15 protein-coding genes and 3 rRNA genes are annotated in these 22,400 nt (G+C 53.8%); 2 read left to right on the top strand and 16 right to left on the bottom strand.

The window, feature by feature from the left end:
* Nucleotides 1–6: 6 nt before the first annotated feature.
* The 8 genes from aalo17_RS03125 to aalo17_RS12780 form a co-directional block, all read right to left on the bottom strand.
* Nucleotides 7–303, bottom strand: coding sequence for a hypothetical protein (locus aalo17_RS03125; RefSeq protein ID WP_067555485.1), 297 nt, complete (start codon nucleotides 301–303; stop codon nucleotides 7–9).
* Complete coding sequence (locus aalo17_RS03120; RefSeq protein ID WP_067555484.1) at nucleotides 300–584, bottom strand: hypothetical protein; 285 nt, start codon at nucleotides 582–584, stop codon at nucleotides 300–302. Before aalo17_RS03120 ends, aalo17_RS03125 begins: the two co-directional genes overlap by 4 nt.
* A 103-nt stretch (nucleotides 585–687) precedes the next feature.
* Nucleotides 688–2,148 carry a DUF1846 domain-containing protein gene (locus tag aalo17_RS03115; protein ID WP_067555482.1) on the bottom strand — a complete coding sequence of 487 codons (1,461 nt, stop codon included), beginning with the start codon at nucleotides 2,146–2,148 and terminating at the stop codon, nucleotides 688–690.
* Nucleotides 2,149–2,319: 171 nt separating this feature from the next.
* A 5S ribosomal RNA gene (gene rrf, locus aalo17_RS03110) occupies nucleotides 2,320–2,426 on the bottom strand.
* A gap of 96 nt (nucleotides 2,427–2,522) precedes the next feature.
* Nucleotides 2,523–5,406, bottom strand: a 23S ribosomal RNA gene (locus aalo17_RS03105).
* Between the two features lie 235 nt (nucleotides 5,407–5,641).
* Nucleotides 5,642–7,177, bottom strand: a 16S ribosomal RNA gene (locus aalo17_RS03100).
* The 16S, 23S and 5S rRNA genes sit together here, the layout of an rRNA operon.
* 525 nt (nucleotides 7,178–7,702) lie before the next feature.
* Nucleotides 7,703–8,068 (bottom strand): LbetaH domain-containing protein, encoded by a 366-nt coding sequence (locus aalo17_RS12395; protein WP_145907476.1) that lies wholly within the window; start codon nucleotides 8,066–8,068, stop codon nucleotides 7,703–7,705.
* A gap of 90 nt (nucleotides 8,069–8,158) precedes the next feature.
* Nucleotides 8,159–8,296: a maltose acetyltransferase domain-containing protein gene (locus aalo17_RS12780; protein ID WP_158507693.1), complete on the bottom strand. Its 138-nt coding sequence runs from the start codon at nucleotides 8,294–8,296 to the stop codon at nucleotides 8,159–8,161.
* Nucleotides 8,297–8,771: 475 nt separating this feature from the next.
* Between aalo17_RS12780 and aalo17_RS13295 the strand changes: the two genes are divergently transcribed.
* Nucleotides 8,772–9,320, top strand: a complete 549-nt coding sequence (locus aalo17_RS13295) for a DUF6431 domain-containing protein (RefSeq protein WP_420806567.1) — start codon at nucleotides 8,772–8,774, stop codon at nucleotides 9,318–9,320.
* A 3-nt stretch (nucleotides 9,321–9,323) separates the two neighbouring features.
* A complete protein-coding gene (locus tag aalo17_RS03080) occupies nucleotides 9,324–10,754 on the top strand; it encodes an ISL3 family transposase (protein ID WP_082743210.1) in 1,431 nt (476 codons plus the stop codon).
* A gap of 128 nt (nucleotides 10,755–10,882) precedes the next feature.
* On the opposite strand, the gene malQ is transcribed toward aalo17_RS03080, so the two are convergent.
* The 8 genes from malQ to aalo17_RS03040 form a co-directional block, all read right to left on the bottom strand.
* Nucleotides 10,883–12,409, bottom strand: a complete 1,527-nt coding sequence (malQ, locus tag aalo17_RS03075) for a 4-alpha-glucanotransferase (RefSeq protein WP_067555473.1) — start codon at nucleotides 12,407–12,409, stop codon at nucleotides 10,883–10,885.
* A gap of 9 nt (nucleotides 12,410–12,418) precedes the next feature.
* Nucleotides 12,419–13,444: a LacI family DNA-binding transcriptional regulator gene (locus aalo17_RS03070; protein WP_143385588.1), complete on the bottom strand. Its 1,026-nt coding sequence runs from the start codon at nucleotides 13,442–13,444 to the stop codon at nucleotides 12,419–12,421.
* 6 nt (nucleotides 13,445–13,450) lie between these two features.
* Nucleotides 13,451–14,293 carry a carbohydrate ABC transporter permease gene (locus tag aalo17_RS03065; protein WP_067555468.1) on the bottom strand — a complete coding sequence of 281 codons (843 nt, stop codon included), beginning with the start codon at nucleotides 14,291–14,293 and terminating at the stop codon, nucleotides 13,451–13,453.
* Complete coding sequence (locus tag aalo17_RS03060) at nucleotides 14,293–15,144, bottom strand: carbohydrate ABC transporter permease (protein ID WP_067555465.1); 852 nt, start codon at nucleotides 15,142–15,144, stop codon at nucleotides 14,293–14,295. Before aalo17_RS03060 ends, aalo17_RS03065 begins: the two co-directional genes overlap by 1 nt.
* A 73-nt stretch (nucleotides 15,145–15,217) precedes the next feature.
* A complete protein-coding gene (locus aalo17_RS03055; RefSeq protein ID WP_067555461.1) occupies nucleotides 15,218–16,543 on the bottom strand; it encodes an ABC transporter substrate-binding protein in 1,326 nt (441 codons plus the stop codon).
* 299 nt (nucleotides 16,544–16,842) lie between these two features.
* Nucleotides 16,843–17,142, bottom strand: coding sequence for a type II toxin-antitoxin system RelB/DinJ family antitoxin (locus aalo17_RS03050; protein ID WP_067555458.1), 300 nt, complete (start codon nucleotides 17,140–17,142; stop codon nucleotides 16,843–16,845).
* A 27-nt stretch (nucleotides 17,143–17,169) separates the two neighbouring features.
* Complete coding sequence (locus tag aalo17_RS03045; protein WP_067555455.1) at nucleotides 17,170–17,850, bottom strand: LytR/AlgR family response regulator transcription factor; 681 nt, start codon at nucleotides 17,848–17,850, stop codon at nucleotides 17,170–17,172.
* A 254-nt stretch (nucleotides 17,851–18,104) separates the two neighbouring features.
* Nucleotides 18,105–22,400 (bottom strand): PolC-type DNA polymerase III, encoded by a 4,296-nt coding sequence (locus aalo17_RS03040; protein WP_067555452.1) that lies wholly within the window; start codon nucleotides 22,398–22,400, stop codon nucleotides 18,105–18,107.

Genomic DNA, 22,400 nt, shown 5'->3' with positions numbered 1-22,400 from the left:
TTTGTTTCAGAACTCCAGGCGGAAGTAATAAATGGCCGGATCTGCCATACGGGTATTGAATCCATACGCCCAATACTCTCCGTCTTCGCCATCCGGATCATTGTTCAGCCAGTGAAGGAATGTTTCAGCCTCCTGGCCGGTACAGTCAGCAGTTCCGTGAAACTCCAGACAGTTCTCCAGAGACTGCTGTTCAGCTGCGGGAGAAAAGGACAGATCCGGCAATGCCTGCCGAAGTCTTGCCTGCACCTGGTGAACTGTCTGTTCCAGCGCAGGGGTCACCACAATATACAGATGAAGTTTCATCCCAGCTGACTCAGGACATAGGTGCCCAGTTTGCGCAGGTTCTCATCATTGGACAGAGTGATGACCTTCCCCAGTCCCAGGTTCATGGCCGCGATCCGGATTTCTCCGTCTTCCACTGCCATATTCAGCGTCCCGGATACATTTTCGTAGAATACATCGAAAATATAAGAGGTTCTGGTCCCCTCCTGTTCTTTGGACCGCAAATCAAAATGAAAGTCCTTTTTGTTTTTCAGGATGATGCGGATAGCACCGGCTCCCGACGCAGGTATGCTTTTTCCCATATGATTCTTTCCTTCCATGCACTCTCCGGGTATTGATCAGACAGGCTGCACCAGCCTCAAAGAAGCCCGGAGACGGTCTCCCGTTTGAGATTCTTTTGCTTTATTATACTTTGTCAGCCTCAAATGTCGTCTGGATTTTCAGGGAACTCAGGACTGACTGATCGACCTCCGACAATGCGGACGTGATATGGCTTTGTGTGCCCGCCAGCGCGGGAAGCTGCTCCAGTGCCCGCCGTGCCTCCGGATTGCTTCTGGCTGTCATGGACAGCGCGATCAGCATTTCATTGGTATGAAGACGCGGATTCTGGTTTCCGAAATAGTTGACCTTCAGCCTTTGGATCGGTGCGAAATTCTCCGGGTCGATCAGATGCCGGGACGGATCTATACCCGCTTTGTATTTCAGCGCATTCATGATCATGGCGCTCGCCGGACCCATCAGCTCCGAGTTTTTTCCCGTGATGATGGTGCCGTCTTCAAACTCCAGCGCCGCCGCAAAATCCCCGGTTTCATCCTGCAGGGCCCGTGCCCGGCTGAATACAGGCCTGTCGCCGATGGTCACTCCCGCCTGCTTCATCACCATTTCCTGTTTCTGCAGCTCCTGGGGATCGCAAAGCTTGGCAATCACCCGGTTTCGGGTGGAGAAATACCGGCGTATGATTTCCTGTCTTGCAGCTTCGGACACCGTTTCTTCGTCATCGATGCAGAAGCCGGCCATGTTGACCCCCATATCTGTGGGGGAGGCATAGGGACTGCTTCCATAAATCTCACAGAACATCTGCCGCAGCACGGGATAGATCTCCACATCGCGGTTGTAATTCACCGTGATTTCCCCGTAGGCCTGCTGGTGCCAGGGATCGATCATGTTTACATCATTGAGATCCGCTGTGGCTGCCTCATATGCGAGATTCACGGGATGATTCAGAGGCAGGTTCCAGACCGGAAATGTTTCATACTTTGCGTACCCCGCTTTGATCCCCCGCCGGTTTTCATGGTAGAGCTGGGACAGACAGGTTGCCATCTTGCCGGAACCCGGTCCCGGAGCCGTGACCACCACAAGAGGTCTGGTGGTCTCGATATAATCGTTTTTGCCAAATCCATCCTGGGACAGGATATGATCCGTATCCGTGGGATATCCGGCAATCCGGTAATGGTAATACAGCGGAATGCCCTTCTTCTCCAGTTCTGCTTTCAGCCCTGCAGCCAATTCCTTGTCACTGGTGTGTGTCAGGACGACGCTGCCGACATACAGTCCTGCCTGCCTGAATTCGTCGATCAGACGCAGCACATCCTCCTGATAAGTAATCCCCAGATCCTGCCGTACTTTGTTGGCAGCGATGTGCTCCGCGTTGATGACCGCCACGATTTCGGCCTGGTCCTTGAGCTGGAGCAGCATCTGGAGCTTGGAATCCGGTGCAAAGCCCGGAAGAACCCGGCTTGCGTGATAGTCATCAAACAGTTTGCCACCGAACTCCAGATACAGCTTATCGCCGAATTTATCAATTCGCTCCCGGATATGTTCCGACTGCATCTGCAGATATTTTTCATTATTGAATCCTGTTTTCATTTCGTCCCTCTTCCTGGAAATCCATGCACATTCCGCAACATTCTACCACGAAAGAAACAGGCATTTGAATAAATCAGACAAAATGAGAGGGCTGCAATCCGACCGGCTCCGAGACCCGGAAAGAGGGCTGCAGACAAAAAAAGCCGCCATCCGTGAGGAAAGCGGCTGTCTGAGTGGCCATTTGTTATTTTTGCCTTTCGGCTATCGTCACCGTCTCTGAGCTTGACTTCTGTGTTCGGGATGGGAACAGGTATTTCCTCAGCACTGTGATGACCACATCTTCCGGAATCATCTCTTCCAGGTCGCTCTCTGAAAACCGTACACGATATGTCTTTCGTTTCCTGTCTTTCCGCAAAGCTGCGGGCTTCTTTCTTTAGATCAAGTCCTCGACCGATTAGTGCCAGTCAACTCCATGCATCTCTGCACTTCCATCCCTGGTCTATCCACCTCGTAGTCTTCAAGGGGTCTTACTTCTCTTTTAGAATGGGAGATCTCGTCTTGGGTCCGGCTTCGTGCTTAGATGCTTTCAGCTCTTATCCGTTCCCTGCTTGGCTACCCAGCTCTACCATTGGCATGATAACTGGTGCACCAGCGGCAGGTCCATCCCGGTCCTCTCGTACTGAGGACAGCTTCCCTCAGATCTCCGACGCCCACAACAGATAGGGACCGAACTGTCTCACGACGTTCTGAACCCAGCTCGCGTACCGCTTTAATGGGCGGACAGCCCAACCCTTGGAACCGAATCCAGCTCCAGGATGCGATGAGCCGACATCGAGGTGCCAAACCTCGCCGTCGATGTGAACTCTTGGGCGAGATCAGCCTGTTATCCCCAGGGTAGCTTTTATCCGTTGAGCGACGGCCCTTCCATTCGGCACCGCCGGATCACTAATCCCGACTTTCGTCCCTGCTCCAGTTGTCTCTGTCGCAGTCAGGCACGCTTCTGCATTTGCACTCTTCAGTTGGTTCCCATCCAACCTGAGCGTACCTTTGGGCGCCTCCGTTACTCTTTGGGAGGCGACCGCCCCAGTCAAACTGCCCGCCTGGCACTCTCCCCTGTCCCTCTCGGCACACGGGTTAGGGCCCCATACATCCAGGAGTGGTATCCCACCGGCGACTCCACCAATACTTGCGTACTCGCTTCTAAGTCTCCCACCTATCCTGTACATGGCTGTCCAGGACCCAATACCAGGCTGCAGTAAAGCTCCATGGGGTCTTTCCGTCTAGTTGCGGGTAACCTGCATTTTCACAGGTACTAAGATTTCACCGAGTCTGCTGCCGAGACAGCGCCCAAATCGTTACACCTTTCGTGCGGGTCAGAACTTACCTGACAAGGAATTTCGCTACCTTAGGACCGTTATAGTTACGGCCGCCGTTCACTGGGGCTTCGGGTCGCTGCTTCACCTCGCGGTTCACAGCTTGCCTTAACCTTCCAGCACCGGGCAGGTGTCACCCCCTATACTTCGCCTTGCGGCTTCGCAGGGAGCTGTGTTTTAGTTAAACAGTCGCTTGGGCCTTTTCACTGCGGCTCTTTCGAGCGCCCCTTCTTGCGAACGTACGGGGCCATTTTGCCGAGTTCCTTGGCAACAGTTCTCTCGCTCACCTTCGCATCCTCTGCGCGCCCACCTGTGTCGGTTTTGGTACGGGCCGTATATGCATTTCCACTAGAAGCTTTTCCTGGAAGCTGACTCGATGCGCTTCGCTACTCGCCTTCCGCTTTCGCTTACCCGTCACGCTCTGGTTTCCGTATCCGGATTTGCCTGGATACCACCTGCTTCGCTTGGCCCTCAATCCAGTAAGAGGGTCGCATCTGCCTTCTCCGTCACTCCTTCGCTCCATATACGGGTGCAGGAATCTCCGCCTGCTTTCCATCCGCTGCGCCTTTCGGCCTCACGTTAGGTCCCGACTTACCCAGGGCGGACGAACCTTCCCCTGGAATCCTTGGGCTTTCGGTGTGCAGGATTCTCACCTGCATCTCGCTACTCACACCGGCATTCTCTCTTCCATGCTGTCCATATGCCGTCTCCGTCATACTTCTTCCTGCATGCAACGCTCCCCTACCACATATACTTCCATATACATCCGCAGCTTCGGTACCTGGCTTAAGCCCCGGTACATTTTCGGCGCAGGGCCACTCGACTAGTGAGCTGTTACGCACTCTTTCAAGGATGGCTGCTTCTGAGCCAACCTCCTAGCTGTCCGTGCGTCCCCACATCCTTTTCCACTTAGCCAGTATTTTGGGACCTTTGCTGGCGGTCTGGGCTCTTTCCCTCTCGACCATGGACCTTATCACCCACAGTCTCACTGCCGGATTCCTCCCAGTCGGCATTCGCAGTTTGATCGCATTCAGTACCCCGGGATGGGGCCATCATCCGTTCAGTGCTCTACCTCCGTCTGTCATCCTCCGACGCTAGCCCTAAAGCTATTTCGGGGAGAACCAGCTATCTCCGGGTTCGATTGGAATTTCTCCCCTAGCCACAGGTCATCCGCTAACTTTTCAACGGTAGTCGGTTCGGTCCTCCACAGAATTTCACTTCTGCTTCAACCTGCCCATGGCTAGATCACCCGGTTTCGGGTCTGCTCCATACTACTCTTCCGCCCTCTTAAGACTCGCTTTCGCTTCGGCTCCGTCCTTTCCGACTTAACCTCGCACCATGGAACAACTCGCCGGTTCATTCTACAAAAGGCACGCCATCACCCTTTGACGGGCTCTGACTTCTTTCAGGCACACGGTTTCAGGTTCTCTTTCACTCCGCTCCCGCGGTTCTTTTCACCTTTCCCTCACGGTACTCGTTCTCTATCGCTCACACTGTATATTTTGCCTTGGCGGATGGTCCCGCCTGCTTCCGACAAGATTTCTCGTGTCCCGCCGTACTCAGGATCCCGTCTCATGCTTCCAACACTTCGCTTACGAGGCTTTCACTCTCTCTGGCTGTACTTCCCTGTACATTCTGCTGTGTCTTTCCCACTCTTTTGACGGTCCTACTACCCCGGCTCTCTCCGGTTTGGGCTTTCTCCCCTTTCGCTCGCCGCTACTCGGGGAATCACTGTTGTTTTCTTTTCCTCCGGGTACTTAGATGTTTCAGTTCCCCGGGTACCTCTCCCTTTCGGGATGACAGCCTTCTGGCTGCCGGGTTCCCCCATTCGGACACCGACGGGTCTTTGCCTCCTTACGGCTCACCGTCGCATTTCGCTGTTTGGCACGTCCTTCTTCAGTACAGTGTGGCCAGGCATCCTCCCTGCGCCCTTCCTTGCTTGATCTGATTCTCTCAAACGTTTTTCGTGCTTTCTTCGAGATATTTTTCTCAGAACTGTTTCTTCTCTGTTCTTTTCTTTCTCTCAGTTTCTTTCTATTTCTCCACAACTTTACTTCAGACCTTCTGTTGTCTTTCATATCGTTGTACGGTTTTCAAAGATCGACCCTGGAAGACACTCTTCCAAAACCGGACAGGAACCACTCTGCTCTTTTTCCTTTTCCCCTGTACTTTCTCCTTAGAAAGGAGGTGATCCATCCCCACGTTCCCGTAGGGATACCTTGTTACGACTTAACCCCAGTCATCGATCCTGCCTTCGACGGCTCACTCCTCTAATGAGGTCATGCCACCGGCTTCGGGCATTACCGACTCCCATGGTTTGACGGGCGGTGTGTACAAGGCCCGGGAACGTATTCACCGCGGCATGCTGATCCGCGATTACTAGCGATTCCAACTTCATGGAGGCGGGTTGCAGCCTCCAATCCGAACTGGGACGGCTTTTATGAGATTCGCTCGACATCCCTGTCTCGCTGCTCTTTGTAGCCGCCATTGTAGTACGTGTGTAGCCCAGGCCATAAGGGGCATGATGATTTGACGTCATCCCCGCCTTCCTCCGGTTTGTCACCGGCAGTCTGGCATGAGTCCTCAGCTTTTCCTGTTAGCAACATGCCACAAGGGTTGCGCTCGTTGCGGGACTTGACCCAACATCTCACGACACGAGCTGACGACAACCATGCACCACCTGTGTGGATGTTGACCTCCGATGCATCTCTGCATCTTCGCATCCCATGTCAAGGCCTGGTAAGGTTCTTCGCGTTGCTTCGAATTAAACCACATACTCCACCGCTTGTGCGGGCCCCCGTCAATTCCTTTGAGTTTCACACTTGCGTGCATACTCCCCAGGCGGAGGACTCACTGCGTTAACTTCAGCACTGAGGTTTCACCCCCAACACTTGGTCCTCATCGTTTACGGCGTGGACTACTAGGGTATCTAATCCTATTTGCTCCCCACGCTTTCGTGCCTCAGCGTCAGCAACAGGCCAGGCGGCCGCCTTCGCCACTGGTGTTCTTCCATATATCTACGCATTTTACCGCTACACATGGAGTTCCACCGCCCTCTCCTGCTCTCCAGTCCTCCAGTTTCCAAAGCCATGCATGAGTTGAGCTCATGCGTTTCACTCCAGACTTGCAGGACCGCCTGCGCACCCTTTACGCCCAATCATTCCGGATAACGCTCGCCACCTACGTATTACCGCGGCTGCTGGCACGTAGTTAGCCGTGACTTTCTGGCGGGGCACCATCAGTCAGCACCCATTTCCTGATGCTGCCTTTTTTCCCCCGCAACAGAGCTTTACGACCCGAAGGCCTTCTTCACTCACGCGGCATCGCTCGTTCAGGCTTGCGCCCATTGACGAAAATTCCCTACTGCTGCCTCCCGCAGGAGTCTGGGCCGTGTCTCAGTCCCAATGTGGCCGTCCGCCCTCTCAGGCCGGCTATGCATCATCGTCTTGGTGGGCCTTTACCCCGCCAACAAACTAATGCACCGCAGGTCCATCCGCGCCCCATCCCCTAGAGGATGTTTCACAGAAAGAAGATGCCTCCTTCCTGTACATCGGGATTTGTTCTCCGTTTCCAGAGCGTATTCCCGGTGCGCGGGCAGGTTCCCTACGTGTTACTCACCCGTTCGCCACTAGAGACCCGAAGGTCTCTCGTTCGACTTGCATGTATTAGGCATGCCGCCAGCGTTCATCCTGAGCCAGGATCAAACTCTCCATTTGATCTGTACTCAGACGCTTTGCGTCTTGTGTTCATGATTGTTTTTCAGGTTCAAAGAATCGACGTTGTATCGTCTTGTATTTACTTCGTTTTTCCTGTCCGGTTTTCAAAGAGCGTCGTGTCCCCGCTGAGATGTCCCGAAGCGGGAGCATCTCAGCCAGGTCACTTTCCTGTTTTGCCTGAGACCTCATCTGAAGTCACAAGCCTGTTAATATTCTCAGGTCAGCAGGCGCCCTGTCAAGGACGACTGTCTGTCCTGAGCACTCTTATATCTTAACTCATACGCAAGAGTCTGTCAACACATTTTTTGAACTTTTTGTTCTTTTCTGTGTTATGCCTTAGCGATTAGTTCAAATCGCGGCAGACTCTATAAATATATCATCCGTAACCTGTCTGTACAAGCAAAACCCTGTACAAATATCGCAAAAACCTCCTGTAACCCTTTTCAGAAAATACAGTCCTGCTGCGAATCCCGAAATGAACGGATACTCCTCACGAATCGCCTGCATCCTTTTCCAGCATCCGCTTCAGCACTTCATCCAGCTGACAGCTGCGGCCGTAACTCTGGAGGTCCTTTTCACCCAGTCTGCGAATGACCCGGCATGAATTCCACGCAGCCACACAGCCATGCGGCACAGAATGTGTAACTGCACTTCCAGCCCGAACACGGAACCTCGACCAATGCTCACACCCGGCAGCACGATTGCACCCGCATCGATCCAGGCATTTTCCCCGACTTGAACCGGATCCGTATGTTGCCACAGATCTTTCCGCAGCATCGGATCATTGGGATGGGAACCTGATATGAGGGTGACACCGGGACCGATCAAGGCGTGATCTTCAATCCGGCCCTCGCCGTCATCCACCATGGTCAGATTGAAACTGACATACACGTGATTCCCCACATGGCAGAAACATCCGCCCCAGTTTGCATAGATCCTTCCCGCCGCAGCTGTCTTCCCCGAACGACGCAAACAATTCCTTCAACAAGGTCCTTTGGCTGGCCCAGTCAGCAGGTTCATCCGGTTGTAGTCTGCCAGCAGGACGAGCTGACGATTCTGCAGCTTCCGGATTTCCGGATCACCCACCCGATACAGCAGGCCTTTCTCTTTTCGTTCCATCTGATTCAGATCTCCAGTGTAATAAAAACAGGACCTGCGATGGTTATCTGTATCCAGCTGTTTATGAAAACCGGACGACAGTTCTCTTGACTGCCGGCCGAATCCCATAAACCATGAAAGCCATCCCGGCCATCCGCCTGCCGCAAGCAAAAAACGAATATCCAAAGATTTGTGAGGTCGAATCAAGCCTCCAAATTTAATCAGTAAAACTGAAAAGGAGTTGTTCCTGTCCTATCCAGCCTGTGAGGTGGAAGGTCAGAACAACTCCTTTTATCTTGAGGTCTTTTCGGTCACAATACACTGTATAGAAAGAAAAAGAGACAGTGCAATCTAGTTTCGACCCTACTTTGCTCTGTCCCACCGTTAGGCAACCTTTACGTTACAGATAATCACATGGGTTTTCAAGAAGTTTGTGTCCCCGAAAGACAAACGCCTGAATCAGATACGATCACTTTCCGATATCTCAAGTCAGGAGATGCTGCAGAGGATCTATGACCTGCTTTTCCAGGCCTTCTGCTCCAGTGAAAAGCTCTTCGTCTGCCCTTTTTGCGGTCATGATCTTCACTGTCACGGTAGTGTCCCCCGCACCATTAAGCTGCCTTGTGGTACTTTCACCATCTCAATAAGACGCGTCCGTTGCCCACACTGCCGCCACGTCCACCGGGTCCTTCCCGATATTTTCATACCCTATTATCTGTTTTCCAGCGAAGATGCCTCCATGGCCCTGAAAAAGTCTGCTGCAGGGGAGCCGCTGCGCCTGGCGGATTTCTCTCCAGATACTGAATCCTCATCCCTGTACCGATTCGTACAGGATTTTCGTCGTCGGTTCCCGGAATTCCCATCATCCGGTTTCAGGAGCTTCTTTTCTCTTGTTCCAAAGTTCATTCAGCGATTGCAGTACGAAACCAATGGTAGTTCTGATACATCTGTAGCCAACGGGGCCCAGTGGGGAAAGACCATGGTCTTTCCAACCTTCCTCTCATCGGAACCTGTTCCGCCTTCCGCCATACTGTCATCGAGGTGATGAATGATGGCTGTAAAAGTCAAAAATTCCCTGGAAAATACAGCTCTTGAACTGTTCGGTCTTGATGCTTCCAGGGTCCAGAACATATCGACCTCCCCTGGCATCGGTCAGATGCTTGTGGAGGTCACTTTGGTTCCTGCGTTTCCTGAATGCCCCCGATGCGGTGGTCATAACATCGTCGTTTTCAACTACACTCCCCGTGTGATAAACCATGATGTCCTTACAGACCGCAAATGCACTCTCATCTATAACGCCAGGCGTTACAAATGCAAAGACTGCCACCGCACCTATGGAGAAGACAATCCCTTCGCCATGAAAAGACAGCGGATCTCCATATTGACAGGAAAAGCGATCATCGAAGATCTCAGGTCTCCAAATGAAACTTTTGCTTCTGTAGGAGAGCGTCATCACGTTTCAGCTACGACAGTGATGAAGATATTCGACATGTGTGTAAGTTACCCTGTGCCGGTGAAACTATGCAGGGTGATGCAGATCGACGAAACATATTCCTTCAAATCTGATGATTCAAAGTATGTATGCATGCTCCTGGACTACGATGCCCAGTCCCCGGTGGATGTGCTCCCTTCCAGGAAAAAGGAGTATCTGGCAGCTTATTTCCGAAAGTTTCCCAGAAGCGAGCGAGACAGAGTGGAGTACATCTCGTCCGATATGTACAGGCCCTACAGGGAGATAGCTGCAACTTTCTTTCCCAAAGCGATATTCGCCGTGGACAGGTTCCATGTGGTCCAGGAATATACGAAGAGTCTGAACAGAGTGAGGATCCGTGTGATGAAAGGAACTCGAAAAGGGTCTCCGGAATACTATCTGCTCAAGCATCAGAGTGAACTTCTGGGGATCAGGCCTGATGCCTGGTACAGGGACAGGACAGGAAAGAAGATGATGATATTTGATCCGGCAGCACCCAGATCTTATGTCAGCGGACTGAAGAGGCAGATGAACAGATATGAACTGCGTGAGGCACTGCTGGATACGAGCCCGGACCTGAGGAAGGCGTATCACTTCCGGAACCGGCTGTCGGAGTATTACAGAAAAGAAAACCTGAGTACTGCAGAGGAGGAGCTCAGATCTCTGATTAGAGATCTAGACAGTACAGGTGTGGAGGAACTGCAGAGTTTCGCTGACACCCTGCGCAACTGGTTCAGGGAAATCATCAATTCGTTCCATATCGTCAAGCAGGAATATGTGGTCGATCCGAAGACCGGGAATGTAAGGCTGAAAGAACATCGCCTGACCAGCTCGATGATAGAGAACAGAAACAAGATCATCAAGATGATCAAACACAATGCGAATGGATATACGAACTGGGAACGGTTCAGGAACAGAGTACTGTTTGTGCTTTCCAGGGGTCCTGAAGATGGGCATCCAGACAGACAGGATAAAGCTGTCAACAGTGGAGAGAACAGCAGCAAATAGGCTGTAAATGAAAATGAGGTCCGGACTCCTCATCCAACTGTATTGGATGTGAGAGTCCAAACCTCACAAAACTTTAGAGCGCCCAAAAAACTGCTGCCCGCATAAATATGCGATACAGCAGTTCAAATCTAGGCTGTGGCTTCTTCCGCTTTGGCTTCTTCCGCCGTTTTCTGCGGAAGGCGGCCATACAGCGCTGTGTAATGACACAGTTTGTCAGCCAGTTCATCCGTGAATTTACCCGGCAGTGACCGCCATGTCCAGTTGATGCCCACAGTGCTCGGCGTATTCATCCGGCTCTCATCACCCAGACCCAGCAGATCCTGACCGGTCAGGATCGACAGCTCTGACGGGGATGCCATCAGCTCCCGCATCATGATCCAGTTCTTTTCATCATCCTCCGATATCCGGAGATACTCCTCGGCAAATTTCACGCTTTCCCTTGGCGCTGTTTCAAACCATCCCATAATGGTCTGGTTATCATGCGTGCCGGTATAGGCAACGCTGTTCACCGGGTAGTTGAAGGGAAGATACTCGTTGTTGTTTCCATCACGGGAATCAAAAGCAAACTGCAGGATCTTCATGCCAGGATAACCTGTATCCTTGAGCAGCTTGCGGACCGAATCCGTCAGGAATCCCAGATCTTCCGCAATGATCTTTCCTTCCGGCACTTTTTCCTTGACCTTGTCAAAGAGGTCCATGCCAGGGCCTTTCTTCCATTCGCCATTCTTCGCAGTGGTCGATCCATACGGAATTGCATAATAGGAGTCGAAGCCACGGAAGTGATCAATCCGGATGATGTTATACAGCTTTGTCAGATACTGAATCCGTCTCAGCCACCAGTCATACCCGGAGTTTTTGTGATAGTCCCAGTCATACAGCGGGTTGCCCCACAGCTGTCCATCGGCGCTGAATCCATCAGGCGGACAGCCGGCCACAGCGATCGGCTGCCGGTTTTCATCCAGCTGGAAGAGCTCGGGATGGCTCCAGGCATCCACAGAGTCCAGGGCGACATAAATCGGCAGGTCGCCGATGATGTCGATTCCTTTTCCATTCGCGTAGTTCCGGAGTTCCTTCCACTGCTTGAAGAACAGATACTGAACCGCTTCATAGAAGTCAACATCGTCGCGGTACTGCTCCGCCAGACGGGTCACGGCCTCAGTGCCGTAGTTCCTTTCGTCATCTTCCCACTCCAGCCAGGACTTGCCGCCATTTTTGTCCTTCAGGGCCATGAACAGAGCATAGTCCGGAAGCCAGTCATAGTTTTCTTCCAGAAATTCGTAATACTCATCCGGCTTGTTCTCCAGAAGCCTGGATGCAGCCTTCCGCAGGACTTTGGTCCGGTTGTTGTACAGAGCACCATAGTCCACATGTTCCGGATCGCCTCCCCAGTCCACGGTTTCGTATTCTCCCTCTTTCAGGAGTCCGTCTTCGGCCAGCAGGTCCAGGTCAATGAAATACGGATTGCCCGCAAATGTGGAAAAAGAAGCATACGGAGAATCTCCGTAGCTGGTGGGAACAACCGGAAGCAGCTGCCAGACTGACTGACCCGCCTTTTCCAGGAAGTCCACGAATTCATGTGCACTTTTGCCCATTGTGCCGATACCCTGATCTCCGGGCAGGCTGGACAAGTGCATCAAAACACCATTTCTTCGCATAACATTCACTCACTTTTCAAGTACAGGCGGCATCAGGCTCTCACCTTCGAGCATCCTGAAAGAGGTCTCCCGGAAGGTTCCGGGGGTCTTGTTTTCTATCATATCCAGCAGCATCCGCACACTTTCCTGAGTCAGTTCTTCCTGGTCCTGGCACATCGTTGCAATGCGGGGCACTGTGTAGTGCGCCAGGGATATCCCGTCAAAGCTGATCAGGGAAATGTCTTCCGGGACCCGCAGGCCGCGGTCGCAGATTGCGCGGAGGGCACCGATGGCCATGACATCCGCCATCACAAATACTGCCGTGACCTCCGGCATTCTGTCAAGAAGCGACAGCATGCCTTCATAACCGTCCTTCACCGAAAACATTCCCTGCTGGTAGCTGCGGTCAGGATCAAACGGAATGCTGTTGTCGAAAAACGCATACTGCGCTCCCAGAAACCTGGACATGGCAGCCTGGGAACGGTTTCTGTCGCCACCCAGCACTGCTATGTGACGGTGTCCCATGGACAGCAGATGCTGCACCGCAAACTGCGCTGCCTGCGTGTCATTGGTTGTCACCGAGCCGAGGTTTTCGAATCCGAGATCCTCGGCGGAGTTTGTCACCATGACACTGGGGACATCGATGCTGCCAAATCCCTTCTGGAAATTCTGCCGGCTGCTGCCCAGGAAGAAAATGCCTTCCGGCGGCTGGTGCTTGCAGATCTCTAGAGCTTCGTCCACCTCATTGCCGCTCTCCTCGATATAGTACATGCTCGCACTGTACCCCGCAGCCTCCACCTGGTGCTGGAGCCGCTCCACCAGCGACGCAAACAGCAGGTTGTTGGTTCCGCGTATGATCACCGCAATCCCTTCCGGTGTCTGCTGTTTCAGGAACTTGGCATTGGTATTGAGCTGAAAATGATACTTGTCGACGACCTCACGGATCCGCTTCACCGCCTGTTCGCTGACCGGACCCGATTCATTGAGTACCCGCGAGACCGTACCTGTGGAATACCCCGATTCCCGGGCTATATCCTTGATCGTCATGCGGGCCATGGCAGCTTACCCCTTTACAGCGCCGGCTGCCACACCCTTGATGATGTGTTTCTGACCCAGTACATACACGATGATGATGGGAATGACCGTCAGCATGATCGACGCCATCATCGGGCCCATGGAAACACGTCCATAGGATCCGCGGAAATACTGAATCAGCATGGGAATGGTCTTGTACTTCTTGATGTCCAGGACCAGCGTCGGCAGCAGGTAGTCGTTCCATACCCACATGGCTTCCAGGATACCCACAGACACCATGGTCGGTTTGAGCATCGGCAGGACGATCTTGAAGAATGTCTGCAGCGGGCTGCAGCCGTCGATCATGGCAGATTCTTCGATTTCCAGCGGAATGGACTTCACGAAGCCGGCAAACATGAACACAGCCAGACCCGCACCGAATCCCAGGTAAATCACCCACAGGTTGTAGGGGTTGTTCAGCTTCAGCATATCGGCAGTCTGCGACAGTGTGAACATGACCATCTGGAAGGGCACGACCATGGAGAAGACAAACAGGTAATACAGGGCATTGGAGATCTTGCTCTGCACACGGCTGATATACCACGCGCACATCGAGCAGCAGATCACGATCGCAATGACAGACGTTACGGTGATGAACAGCGAATACCACAGAGAAGCCAGGAATCCCTGGGAGTTGATGGCATTGGCATAGTTGGCCAGACCCGCAAAGGTCTCGCCGGTGGGCAGCTCGAAGGCTCCGGCGGTGGTGATGGCACTCTCGACTTTCAGGGAGTTCATCAGAATCATGAAAATCGGGTACATCCAGGCAATCGAGCAGATCGCCAGGATGATGGTCAGCAGAATGCTGCCTTCGCTCTTTTTCTTTTTCATTACTGCTGTACCTCTCGTTTCCGTGTGTAACCCAGCTGGAAGGAGGAAATGATCACGACAATGACGGAGAAGATGACCGCCTTGGCCTGACCGATGCCCTTCCAGGCCTTGCCGGCACGGGCATAGAATGTATCAAAAATATTCAGGGCAAACATCTGCGTCATGTCATTCGGGGCACCGTTAGTCAGCGCAAGGTTCTGGTCGTAGAGCTTGAAGCTGTTGGTCAGTGTCAGGAACATGCAGATGGTGATGGACGGCATGACCATGGGGATCTTGATCTTCCACAGGATTTCCCATTCTGTGGCACCGTCGATCCGTGCTGCTTCCAGCAGGTCGTCGGGCACATTCTGCAGTCCGGCGATGTAGATGATCATCATGTAGCCGATCTGCTGCCAGCCAAGCAGGATGATCATGCCCCAGTAACCGGCTGTGGCGTTCAGGGCCAGCAGCGGCTGGGCGGTCAGGGACAGAACACAGTTGATCAGGATCTGCCAGATGTAACCCAGCACGATGCCGCCGATCAGGTTGGGCATGAAGAATACAGCCCGGAAAAAGTTCGTTCCCTTGAGTTTCTGTGTCAGCATCATGGCCAGGACAAAGGCCACAACGTTGATGAAGATGATGGAAACCACCGCAACCATGACAGTGAAGAGTCCTGCATGCAGGAAAGACTCATCCTGGAAGGCTTCGATGTAGTTTCCAATGCCGTTGAATGTTGCGTTGCTCACCGTCGTGAACTGACAGAACGACAGATACAGTCCCTCCAGGAAGGGAATGATGAATCCGATCGTGAAAGCCAGAAGCGTCGGGAGGACAAAGATCCAGGCATATCTGCGCAAAGATTTTTCCATAACTATCTCCTTTTAAGAAAAAACGGGCAGACGCACAGTCTGCCCGTACAATGATCAGATAACAGATCCGGAATTACTTGTTGGCCAGTTCGTATTCGGTCTTCCAGCCGTCAACGAATGCACTTTCCACAGCTTCCCACTTCTCGTCTGTCGGATCAGCAGCGTAGGCAGTCAGAGCTTCGCCGACACCGTTCTTCCATTCTTCGGAGGGCATCGTCGTGAAGCACCATGCAACAGGAGTTGCGCCGTTTTCAGTCAGCTTGACATCTTCCTGAACAAATACGTTCGGGGACGGCTTGGCATCCTTGAACGGAATGACAAATCCCATTTCATCCGCCATGGCTGTTGTGCCCTCCTCGGATGTCACGCACCAGTACATGAAGTCCAGAGTTGCCTGAATGTCTTCCTCGGAAGCGTCCTTGTTCACTACCCAGTAGTTTTCGGTGCCTGTGCACAGACCCTGTGTGGCTTCATCGCCGGCCCCGATGTAAATGGGGATCATGGTAACATCATCGTCTGTCAGACCGGTTTCTTCATTGACCACATCATCATAGGACCAGGAACCGTTCTGATAGAAGACTGCATCGCCCTGCTTGAATTCGTTCAGGGAGTCATCACCTGTCTTCGCAGCAAGATCCTTGCTGTCCACGGTGGAATCCTTGATGTACAGGTCGAAGATTTCACGGTAGTTGTCCAGATATGTGCCTTCAATGGCATCTGTGTCGGTTTCGTTCTTGTCCTGATACTCGAAGTAAATCGGCAGGTTGGCCAGGTGGGTCTTGAAACGCCAGTCACTGGAGCCGTCCATACCGGCGGATGTGAATGCCGCGAATCCCAGGTCGTCCTTGCGGGACTGGATGTCGTCAGCGACTTTCTTCAGATCCTCGAAGCTCTTGATATCGTCGGTCGTGTATCCGGCTTCCTTCAGCAGCTTTTCGTTGACGATGATGCCATAGGACTCGATTACATAGGCAATGGCGTCCACTTTTTCGGGATCTTCAGGATCCTTCAGGGTATAGGCATCGCTTGTCAGTTCATCGTAAACCGGTGTTCCCTTCAGGTCATAGGCATATTCAGCCCAGTTTTTCAGGCCGACAGGGCCGTTGACCTGGAACAGGGTGGGTGCGGAGCTCTTGCCCATTTCGGACATCAGTGTGTTTTCATAGTCGTTGGATGCAGCGGTAACGACCGTCACTTCCACACCGGTTTCTTCCGTGTACTTCTTCGCCAGTTCCTGCCAGGCATCGTTCTGCTCGGGCTTGAAGTTCAGATAGTAGACAGATCCCTTTTTTCCGGAATCGCCGCTGTCAGCAGCACCACCCTCGGAACCAGAAGAGCAGCCGGCGAGAGCCGTCAGTGTCATAGCCCCGGCAACCGCCAGAGTTTTCCAGTTTTTCATATGATTTCTTCCTCCGGGCAGACCTTGTTTCTGCCATGTGTTGTAAACGTTTACAACCTACATCTGCATTATACACAAACGATGTGCCCGATGGAAGAGGAAACGTTTCCATTTGTTCCATTTTTCTGTAGATTGTCCTCAAACTGTGGGAATTTCGCGGAGATCCGGCGGAAAATCTGTCTGGAACGTCTTTATCGCCGCCTATGTAAGCGCAAAAGAAAAAACAGATGCCCAAACATACGACATCTGTTCTGAAACATCGCTGTATCTGCTGACCGTCAGGCTGCGGATCAGGCCGTTTACCGACGGTGCGCCTTCAGCGACCGCACGGCCAGCAAAATGCCTGTGACCAGGCCAATCAGCGCCGCAATGGCACCAATGATCCCGGCGGTCTTCAGTCGTTTTGCCCGCCGCTCGGCTTCCTCATCCACCGGCAGGTCCTTTTCCGTCACCTCAAAGGGCATCCCCTCTTCGTTGACCATTTTCTGTGCAAAAATGCCAATGGCTGTATCCATGTCCAGGCCCAGCTCTTCGCACAGCTCCTGCATTTTGTCATACAGGTCTTCATTCATTTCAATTGGTACATTCACTCGGGTCATACTGTCACGCTCCTGTCCCTGATTATATCACGAGGCATCCTTCATTAGCGGTGCGAGGTTTCGGGCATACGTCCGGGAAACCGGCAGGTGCCGCCCGTCGCGCAGGATGACGCAGTCCCGGCGGACTTCCTGCAGATACCGGCGGTTGATGATGCAGCTGAAGTGAATGCGGATAAAGTTTTCATCCAGCTGTTCCAGCACATCATCCATCCGCATATAAGACGTGCACACTTCCCCGTCCGCGAGGCAGACATTGGTCTTTCGCAGATCCTTCTCAATGGACACGATCTGCTCCATGGGAATGAACCGCAGTACATTTTTCCACGTCATCTGCAGTTTGTGGCCCTTCTGTTCATCCACCCTCGCCTGGACATCCCTCACCACACTGGCGAGGCGGGCCGGATTGCGTTTCCCCCGCAGAAAGGCTGCAGACTCCACCTTCCAGGCATCGAGAATGTCCTCTGTATCCGAAGCCGCGAGCACGAGTGTGAGATTCGGGTGTTTTCTGACAAGTTCCTTCAGGCGCTCCAGCTTGTCCTGCTGCTTCAGGGAAATGCCGGCGATGAAAAGGTCCGCATCCGCGACGCCTTCCCACTCCGGGCCGGTCTGGGAAAAAGCCACAGACGCAAACCCCGCTGCATCATTGATGACATCCCGAATCCAGCCAGCATAGCCGGTATCTTCCACGTCTGTGACTGCCTTGAACATCCTGCATCCCCCTTTGCCTCCGGCAGGGCCGGTTTCATCTTTTAATGATACAGTTTTCCTTCTTCAAAACATCAGCTGACTCTTACAAATTCATGATTGTAAAGAACACATCCAGCAGTTTCGCCCTCGCCGTCCGTTTTCCGCAGACCGTTCCTGACTCCACCGGCTTTGAGGATACCGGCAGGAAACCAGGTTCTCTCTGCCGGTTCCTGTCTCCTGCGGCTGCGCCAGACAGGCAGGAAGGCAGGAGACAGTCAGAACAGCGTCATCTGGTTTTCCTCATCCAGGTCCTGACAGGCTCCCAGAGAATCCAGTTTGTCCAGAAGCGTCCGCGAAAGCTGTGTCCGCCGCAGCACGTCTTCCTTGGACAGAAAGGGACGCTCTGTCCGGGCAGCCACAACTGATTTTCCGACGTTTGCGCCCAGGCCGTCGACGGACGTGAATGGCGGAATGATGGCCTTTTCATCCTCCGGGTCGGGAATGAATTCCGTGGCATCGGAGCGCTCCATGCTGATCCGCGAAAACCGGTAACCCCGGAGCACCATTTCCAGCGCAAGCTCCAGCGTATCGTAAATGGCCAGTTCCTTGTCCGAAGGCTTCTCCGTCTTGTTGTCGCGCATGGCCCGGATCCCGTTCATGCGTTCCCGGATTGCCCCTTCTCCCTGCATCATGACACCGATGTCATAGGCATCACAGCGGATGGAGAAAAACTGGCAGTAATAATACACCGGCATATGCACCTTGAACCACGCGATCCGCACGGCGTTCATGACATACGCCACAGCATGGGCTTTCGGGAACATGTACTTGATTTTCTTGCAGGAGTCGATGAACCAGTCCGGCACACTGTTGTCCTTCATCAGTTTCTCCCACTCGGGTTTCAGGCCTTTGCCCTTCCGCACGCTTTCCATGATGGTGAATGAATCCTTCGGCGGAAGGCCGTAGTTCATCAGGTCGATCATGATGTCATCCCGGCACCCGATGACCTCCGACAGGACACAGGTGCCATTGTCGATCAGGTCCTTGGCGTTGTTCAGCCACACATCCGTGCCATGGGACAGACCTGAAATCGAGACAAGTTCCGCAAACGTCGTGGGTTTTGTCAGTTCCAGGATCCCCCGGACAAACGGCGTGCCGAATTCCGGAATCCCCGCCGCTCCGGTTTTCTGGTCATACCTTGAGGAATCGATGTTCAGGGAGTCGATCCCGGAAAAGATCGCCATGGTCTCCGGATCGTTCATGGGGATCGTCGTCACATCCATGCCGGTCATCCGCTCGAAGAGTTTCATTGCCGTAGGATCCACATGTCCCAGGATGTCGAATTTCAGGATATTGTCATGGATCTGGTGGAAATCGAAATGCGTGGTTTTCCACTCGGCATCCGGGTTGTTGGCCGGATACTGCACGGGTGTGAAGTCATGCACATCCATGTCCAGAGGCACCACGACGATCCCGCCCGGGTGCTGACCGGTGGTCCGCTTGACTCCTTCGCATCCCTTTGCGAGATCCGTGCGCTTGGCCTCGTTGTACGGCGTGGCCTCCAGACCCATTTCCTCCTCATAGCCCTTGACATAGCCATAGGCGGTTTTTTCCTGCACCGTGCCCACGGTTCCCGCCCGGAACACATGGTCCTCCCCGAATACTTCCTTGGTGTAGGCATGGGCCTTTGCCTGGTATTCCCCGGAGAAGTTCAGATCGATATCCGGAACCTTGTCGCCATTGAATCCCAGGAAGGTCTCAAAGGGGATGTCCTGCCCGTCACCACGCATGACAGACCCGCAGTGCGGACATTCTTTGTCCGGCAGGTCGAAGCCCGACTTGACTTTGTCATCCGAGATCCACTCGCAGTACTGACAGTTTTTGCAGATGTAGTGCGGCGTCAGCGGATTCACTTCCGTGATATTGGACATTGTCGCCACAAAACTGGACCCCACCGATCCCCGGGAGCCGACCAGGTATCCGTCTTCGTTGCTTTTCTTCACCAGCAGGTGGGAGATGTAGTATACGACGTAATACCCCGCGCCTATGATGGAATCCAGTTCCCGGTCCAGGCGCTTTTCCACGATCTCCGGAAGATCCGGTCCATACACTTTGTGGGCCGTGTCAAAACAGATATCCCGCAGCTTCTGGTCCGACCCCTCGATGTCAGGTGGGTACAGCCGGTCCTTGACCGGATAGATGGTCTCGATTTCCCTGCGCAGCTTCTCCGGGTTCGTGATCACGATTTCCTCGGCCTGTGTCGCCGGCAGCCAGTCGAAATCCTCCAGCATTTCCTCCGTGGTCCGCAGGTGCTGGTCGGGGTTGGAGAGCAGGCGCCGCTCCTGGGCGTTGTATTTGTACAGCGGGTGGCGGCTGTTGCCGATGGCCTTGGAATTGATGTAGATGTCCCGGATCCGCTTGTCATGCGGATGAACGTAATGGGCATCCCCGGTGGCCAGCACCGGCTTTCCACAGGCTTTTGCCGCATCCATCAGATACTGCAGGAAGGTTTTCAGCTGATCCGCATCGGCCACTGTGCCCCGGTCCACCAGGTTCTTGTAGCAGGCAAGGGGCTGGACTTCCACGAAGTCGTAAAACGGCACGGCCGCCTCCAGTTCCTCCCTGGACCGGGTATGGGCCAGTTCAAACAGCTCTCCGTTCTGGCAGGCAGAGCCAATCAGGAGATTCTCCCGGTGATCTGCGAGCACCTGTTTCGGGATCCGGGGCTCGCCGCCCGGAGAAAGATACCTGGTATGGGACAGGGTGATGAGCTCGAAGAGCGATTTCAGGCCTTCCTTGTTTCTGGCATAGACCGTGGCATGAAACGGCCGGAGTTTGCGCATGGCCGACGACTGGTCCAGCTGCGTCAGGTCCTGCAGGGTCTTTCCTTCGAACTGATTCAGCATCCGGCCGAACACCCCGGCCAGCACCTCGGCATCATAATCCGCACGGTGGGCACCTTCTCCGTCATAGGCCACGCCATAGTGCCGGCAGACACTGCCCAGGTTGTACCGTTTGATGTCCAGGATCGAATGGGCCAGCGGCAGGGTGTCAATCACTGCATTGTCCAGCGGTGCCCGCCCCATCCGGGTGCAGGCCGCATTCAGGAACCCCACATCGAACACCGCATTGTGGGCCACGAGCACTGCATCCCCGATCCAGTCCAGCAGACCGGGCAGCACTTCTTCAATGGAAGCGGCACTGTCCACATCGGACTGCGAGATATGGGTCAGCTGGCTGATCCGGGCAGGGATCGTGCGGTGGGGATTGATGAACAGCTGGCGCCGGTCCACGATTTCCCGGTCCTTCATCTTCACGGCACCGAATTCGATGATGGCATCCTCCCGGCTGGACAGACCCGTGGTCTCGAGGTCGAAAATGACATAGTCTGCACGATCCAGACTCCGTTCATCCGGATGTCTGACGATGTGATACACCGGATCCACGACATTCATCTCGCAGCCGTAAATCATCGTGAAGTCCCGGTCGGGATCGGTTTTCTTCAGGGCCGTGACTTTGTGCTGAGCCAGCGGGAAAGCCTGAACGACAGCGTGGTCCGTCACGGCAATGCCCGGCATGCCCCAGTCCCAGGCCTGCTGGATGTAGTCTTCAACGGCTGACACCCCGTCCATTTCCGAGAATGTGGAGTGGGCATGGAATTCCGTCCGCTTCACCGGCGCCCGGTCCACGCGTTTCTTTGCAGCGACGGGTTCCAGCCGGCTGATCATCAGGGTGTCTGTATGGGCATAATTGTCATATTCCACCCGTCCTGTCACGCGGACTGTCATTCCCTTTTTCACGGATTCCAGTTCTTCCAGCGGACAGCGCGCGCTTTCAAACCGCTTGCAGACAATGGCTTCTTCGTAATCGGACAGATACAGCATCTGGAGGGTCTTGCCAGACCTCAGCTGCCGGTTTTCGATCTCGAATATATGACCTTCCACCTGCACATTGTCCATGCCCACCTGCAGATCCTGGATCCTGACTTCACTGGCCGCTTCACGCTTCCAGCTTTTTTTCTCCGGCACCGCTTCCCTGACAGGTTCCGGCAGGTCCAGGACATTGGTCTCCACATCCGGACGGGTCTCCGTTTCGAGCTTTACACCTGGTTCACAGGCAAAGCCGCAGGCCGCCAGGGCCTCGACAAGGGCTTTCCTTGCGTGCATCATCTGTGCGTGCTTTTCTTCATCGCGCGTGGAAAACCAGATGGTTTCTTCCGAGAACCAGGGATGCACGGACTGAAACGCCGCCAGGTCCCGGCGGGTGGAGACCAGCCAGGAAATGTAGCTGTCAAGGACGCTGAGATCCGCTTTCGGATCTTCTGCTTCCACCTTCAGGTCCACACTGCAGTGAAACCGCAGCCGCAGGGCGGTCAGAAGCGCTTCATAGGCCTGGAATGGCAGGGGTGCGGGACTGGAGAGCACCAGGTCGAGCTTCCGGCTCTTTTCATGCCATACAGGCGGATGGCTCCACCCCGCTGCGGTGAAAGAACCCCGGATTTCCGGGGCCAGCAGCGCCAGAAATCCGAGGTCGTCCCGGGATTCGTCTGTATTCTGAACTTTCCGATCCAT

It is taken from the genome of Faecalibaculum rodentium, assembly GCF_001564455.1.
Taxonomy (GTDB): Bacteria; Bacillota_I; Bacilli_A; order Erysipelotrichales; family Erysipelotrichaceae; genus Faecalibaculum; species Faecalibaculum rodentium.
Note: the sequence above shows the minus strand (reverse complement) of the source record. Positions and strands in the feature narration are given on the sequence as shown.

Excerpts from the sequence above, each read along its gene's own strand:
- aalo17_RS03065 (WP_067555468.1), bottom strand. The coding sequence starts at position 14,293 with ATGAAAAAGAAAAAGAGCGAAGGCAGCATTCTGCTGACCATCATCCTG.
- aalo17_RS03050 (WP_067555458.1), bottom strand. The coding sequence starts at position 17,142 with ATGACCCGAGTGAATGTACCAATTGAAATGAATGAAGACCTGTATGAC.
- malQ (WP_067555473.1), bottom strand. The coding sequence starts at position 12,409 with ATGCGAAGAAATGGTGTTTTGATGCACTTGTCCAGCCTGCCCGGAGAT.
- aalo17_RS03080 (WP_082743210.1), top strand. The coding sequence starts at position 9,324 with ATGATGGCTGTAAAAGTCAAAAATTCCCTGGAAAATACAGCTCTTGAA.
- aalo17_RS03060 (WP_067555465.1), bottom strand. The coding sequence starts at position 15,144 with ATGGAAAAATCTTTGCGCAGATATGCCTGGATCTTTGTCCTCCCGACG.
- aalo17_RS03045 (WP_067555455.1), bottom strand. The coding sequence starts at position 17,850 with ATGTTCAAGGCAGTCACAGACGTGGAAGATACCGGCTATGCTGGCTGG.
- aalo17_RS03040 (WP_067555452.1), bottom strand. The coding sequence starts at position 22,400 with ATGGATCGGAAAGTTCAGAATACAGACGAATCCCGGGACGACCTCGGA.
- aalo17_RS03125 (WP_067555485.1), bottom strand. The coding sequence starts at position 303 with ATGAAACTTCATCTGTATATTGTGGTGACCCCTGCGCTGGAACAGACA.
- aalo17_RS13295 (WP_420806567.1), top strand. The coding sequence starts at position 8,772 with ATGCTGCAGAGGATCTATGACCTGCTTTTCCAGGCCTTCTGCTCCAGT.
- aalo17_RS03115 (WP_067555482.1), bottom strand. The coding sequence starts at position 2,148 with ATGAAAACAGGATTCAATAATGAAAAATATCTGCAGATGCAGTCGGAA.
- aalo17_RS03120 (WP_067555484.1), bottom strand. The coding sequence starts at position 584 with ATGGGAAAAAGCATACCTGCGTCGGGAGCCGGTGCTATCCGCATCATC.
- aalo17_RS12780 (WP_158507693.1), bottom strand. The coding sequence starts at position 8,296 with ATGGAACGAAAAGAGAAAGGCCTGCTGTATCGGGTGGGTGATCCGGAA.
- aalo17_RS03055 (WP_067555461.1), bottom strand. The coding sequence starts at position 16,543 with ATGAAAAACTGGAAAACTCTGGCGGTTGCCGGGGCTATGACACTGACG.
- aalo17_RS03070 (WP_143385588.1), bottom strand. The coding sequence starts at position 13,444 with ATGGCCCGCATGACGATCAAGGATATAGCCCGGGAATCGGGGTATTCC.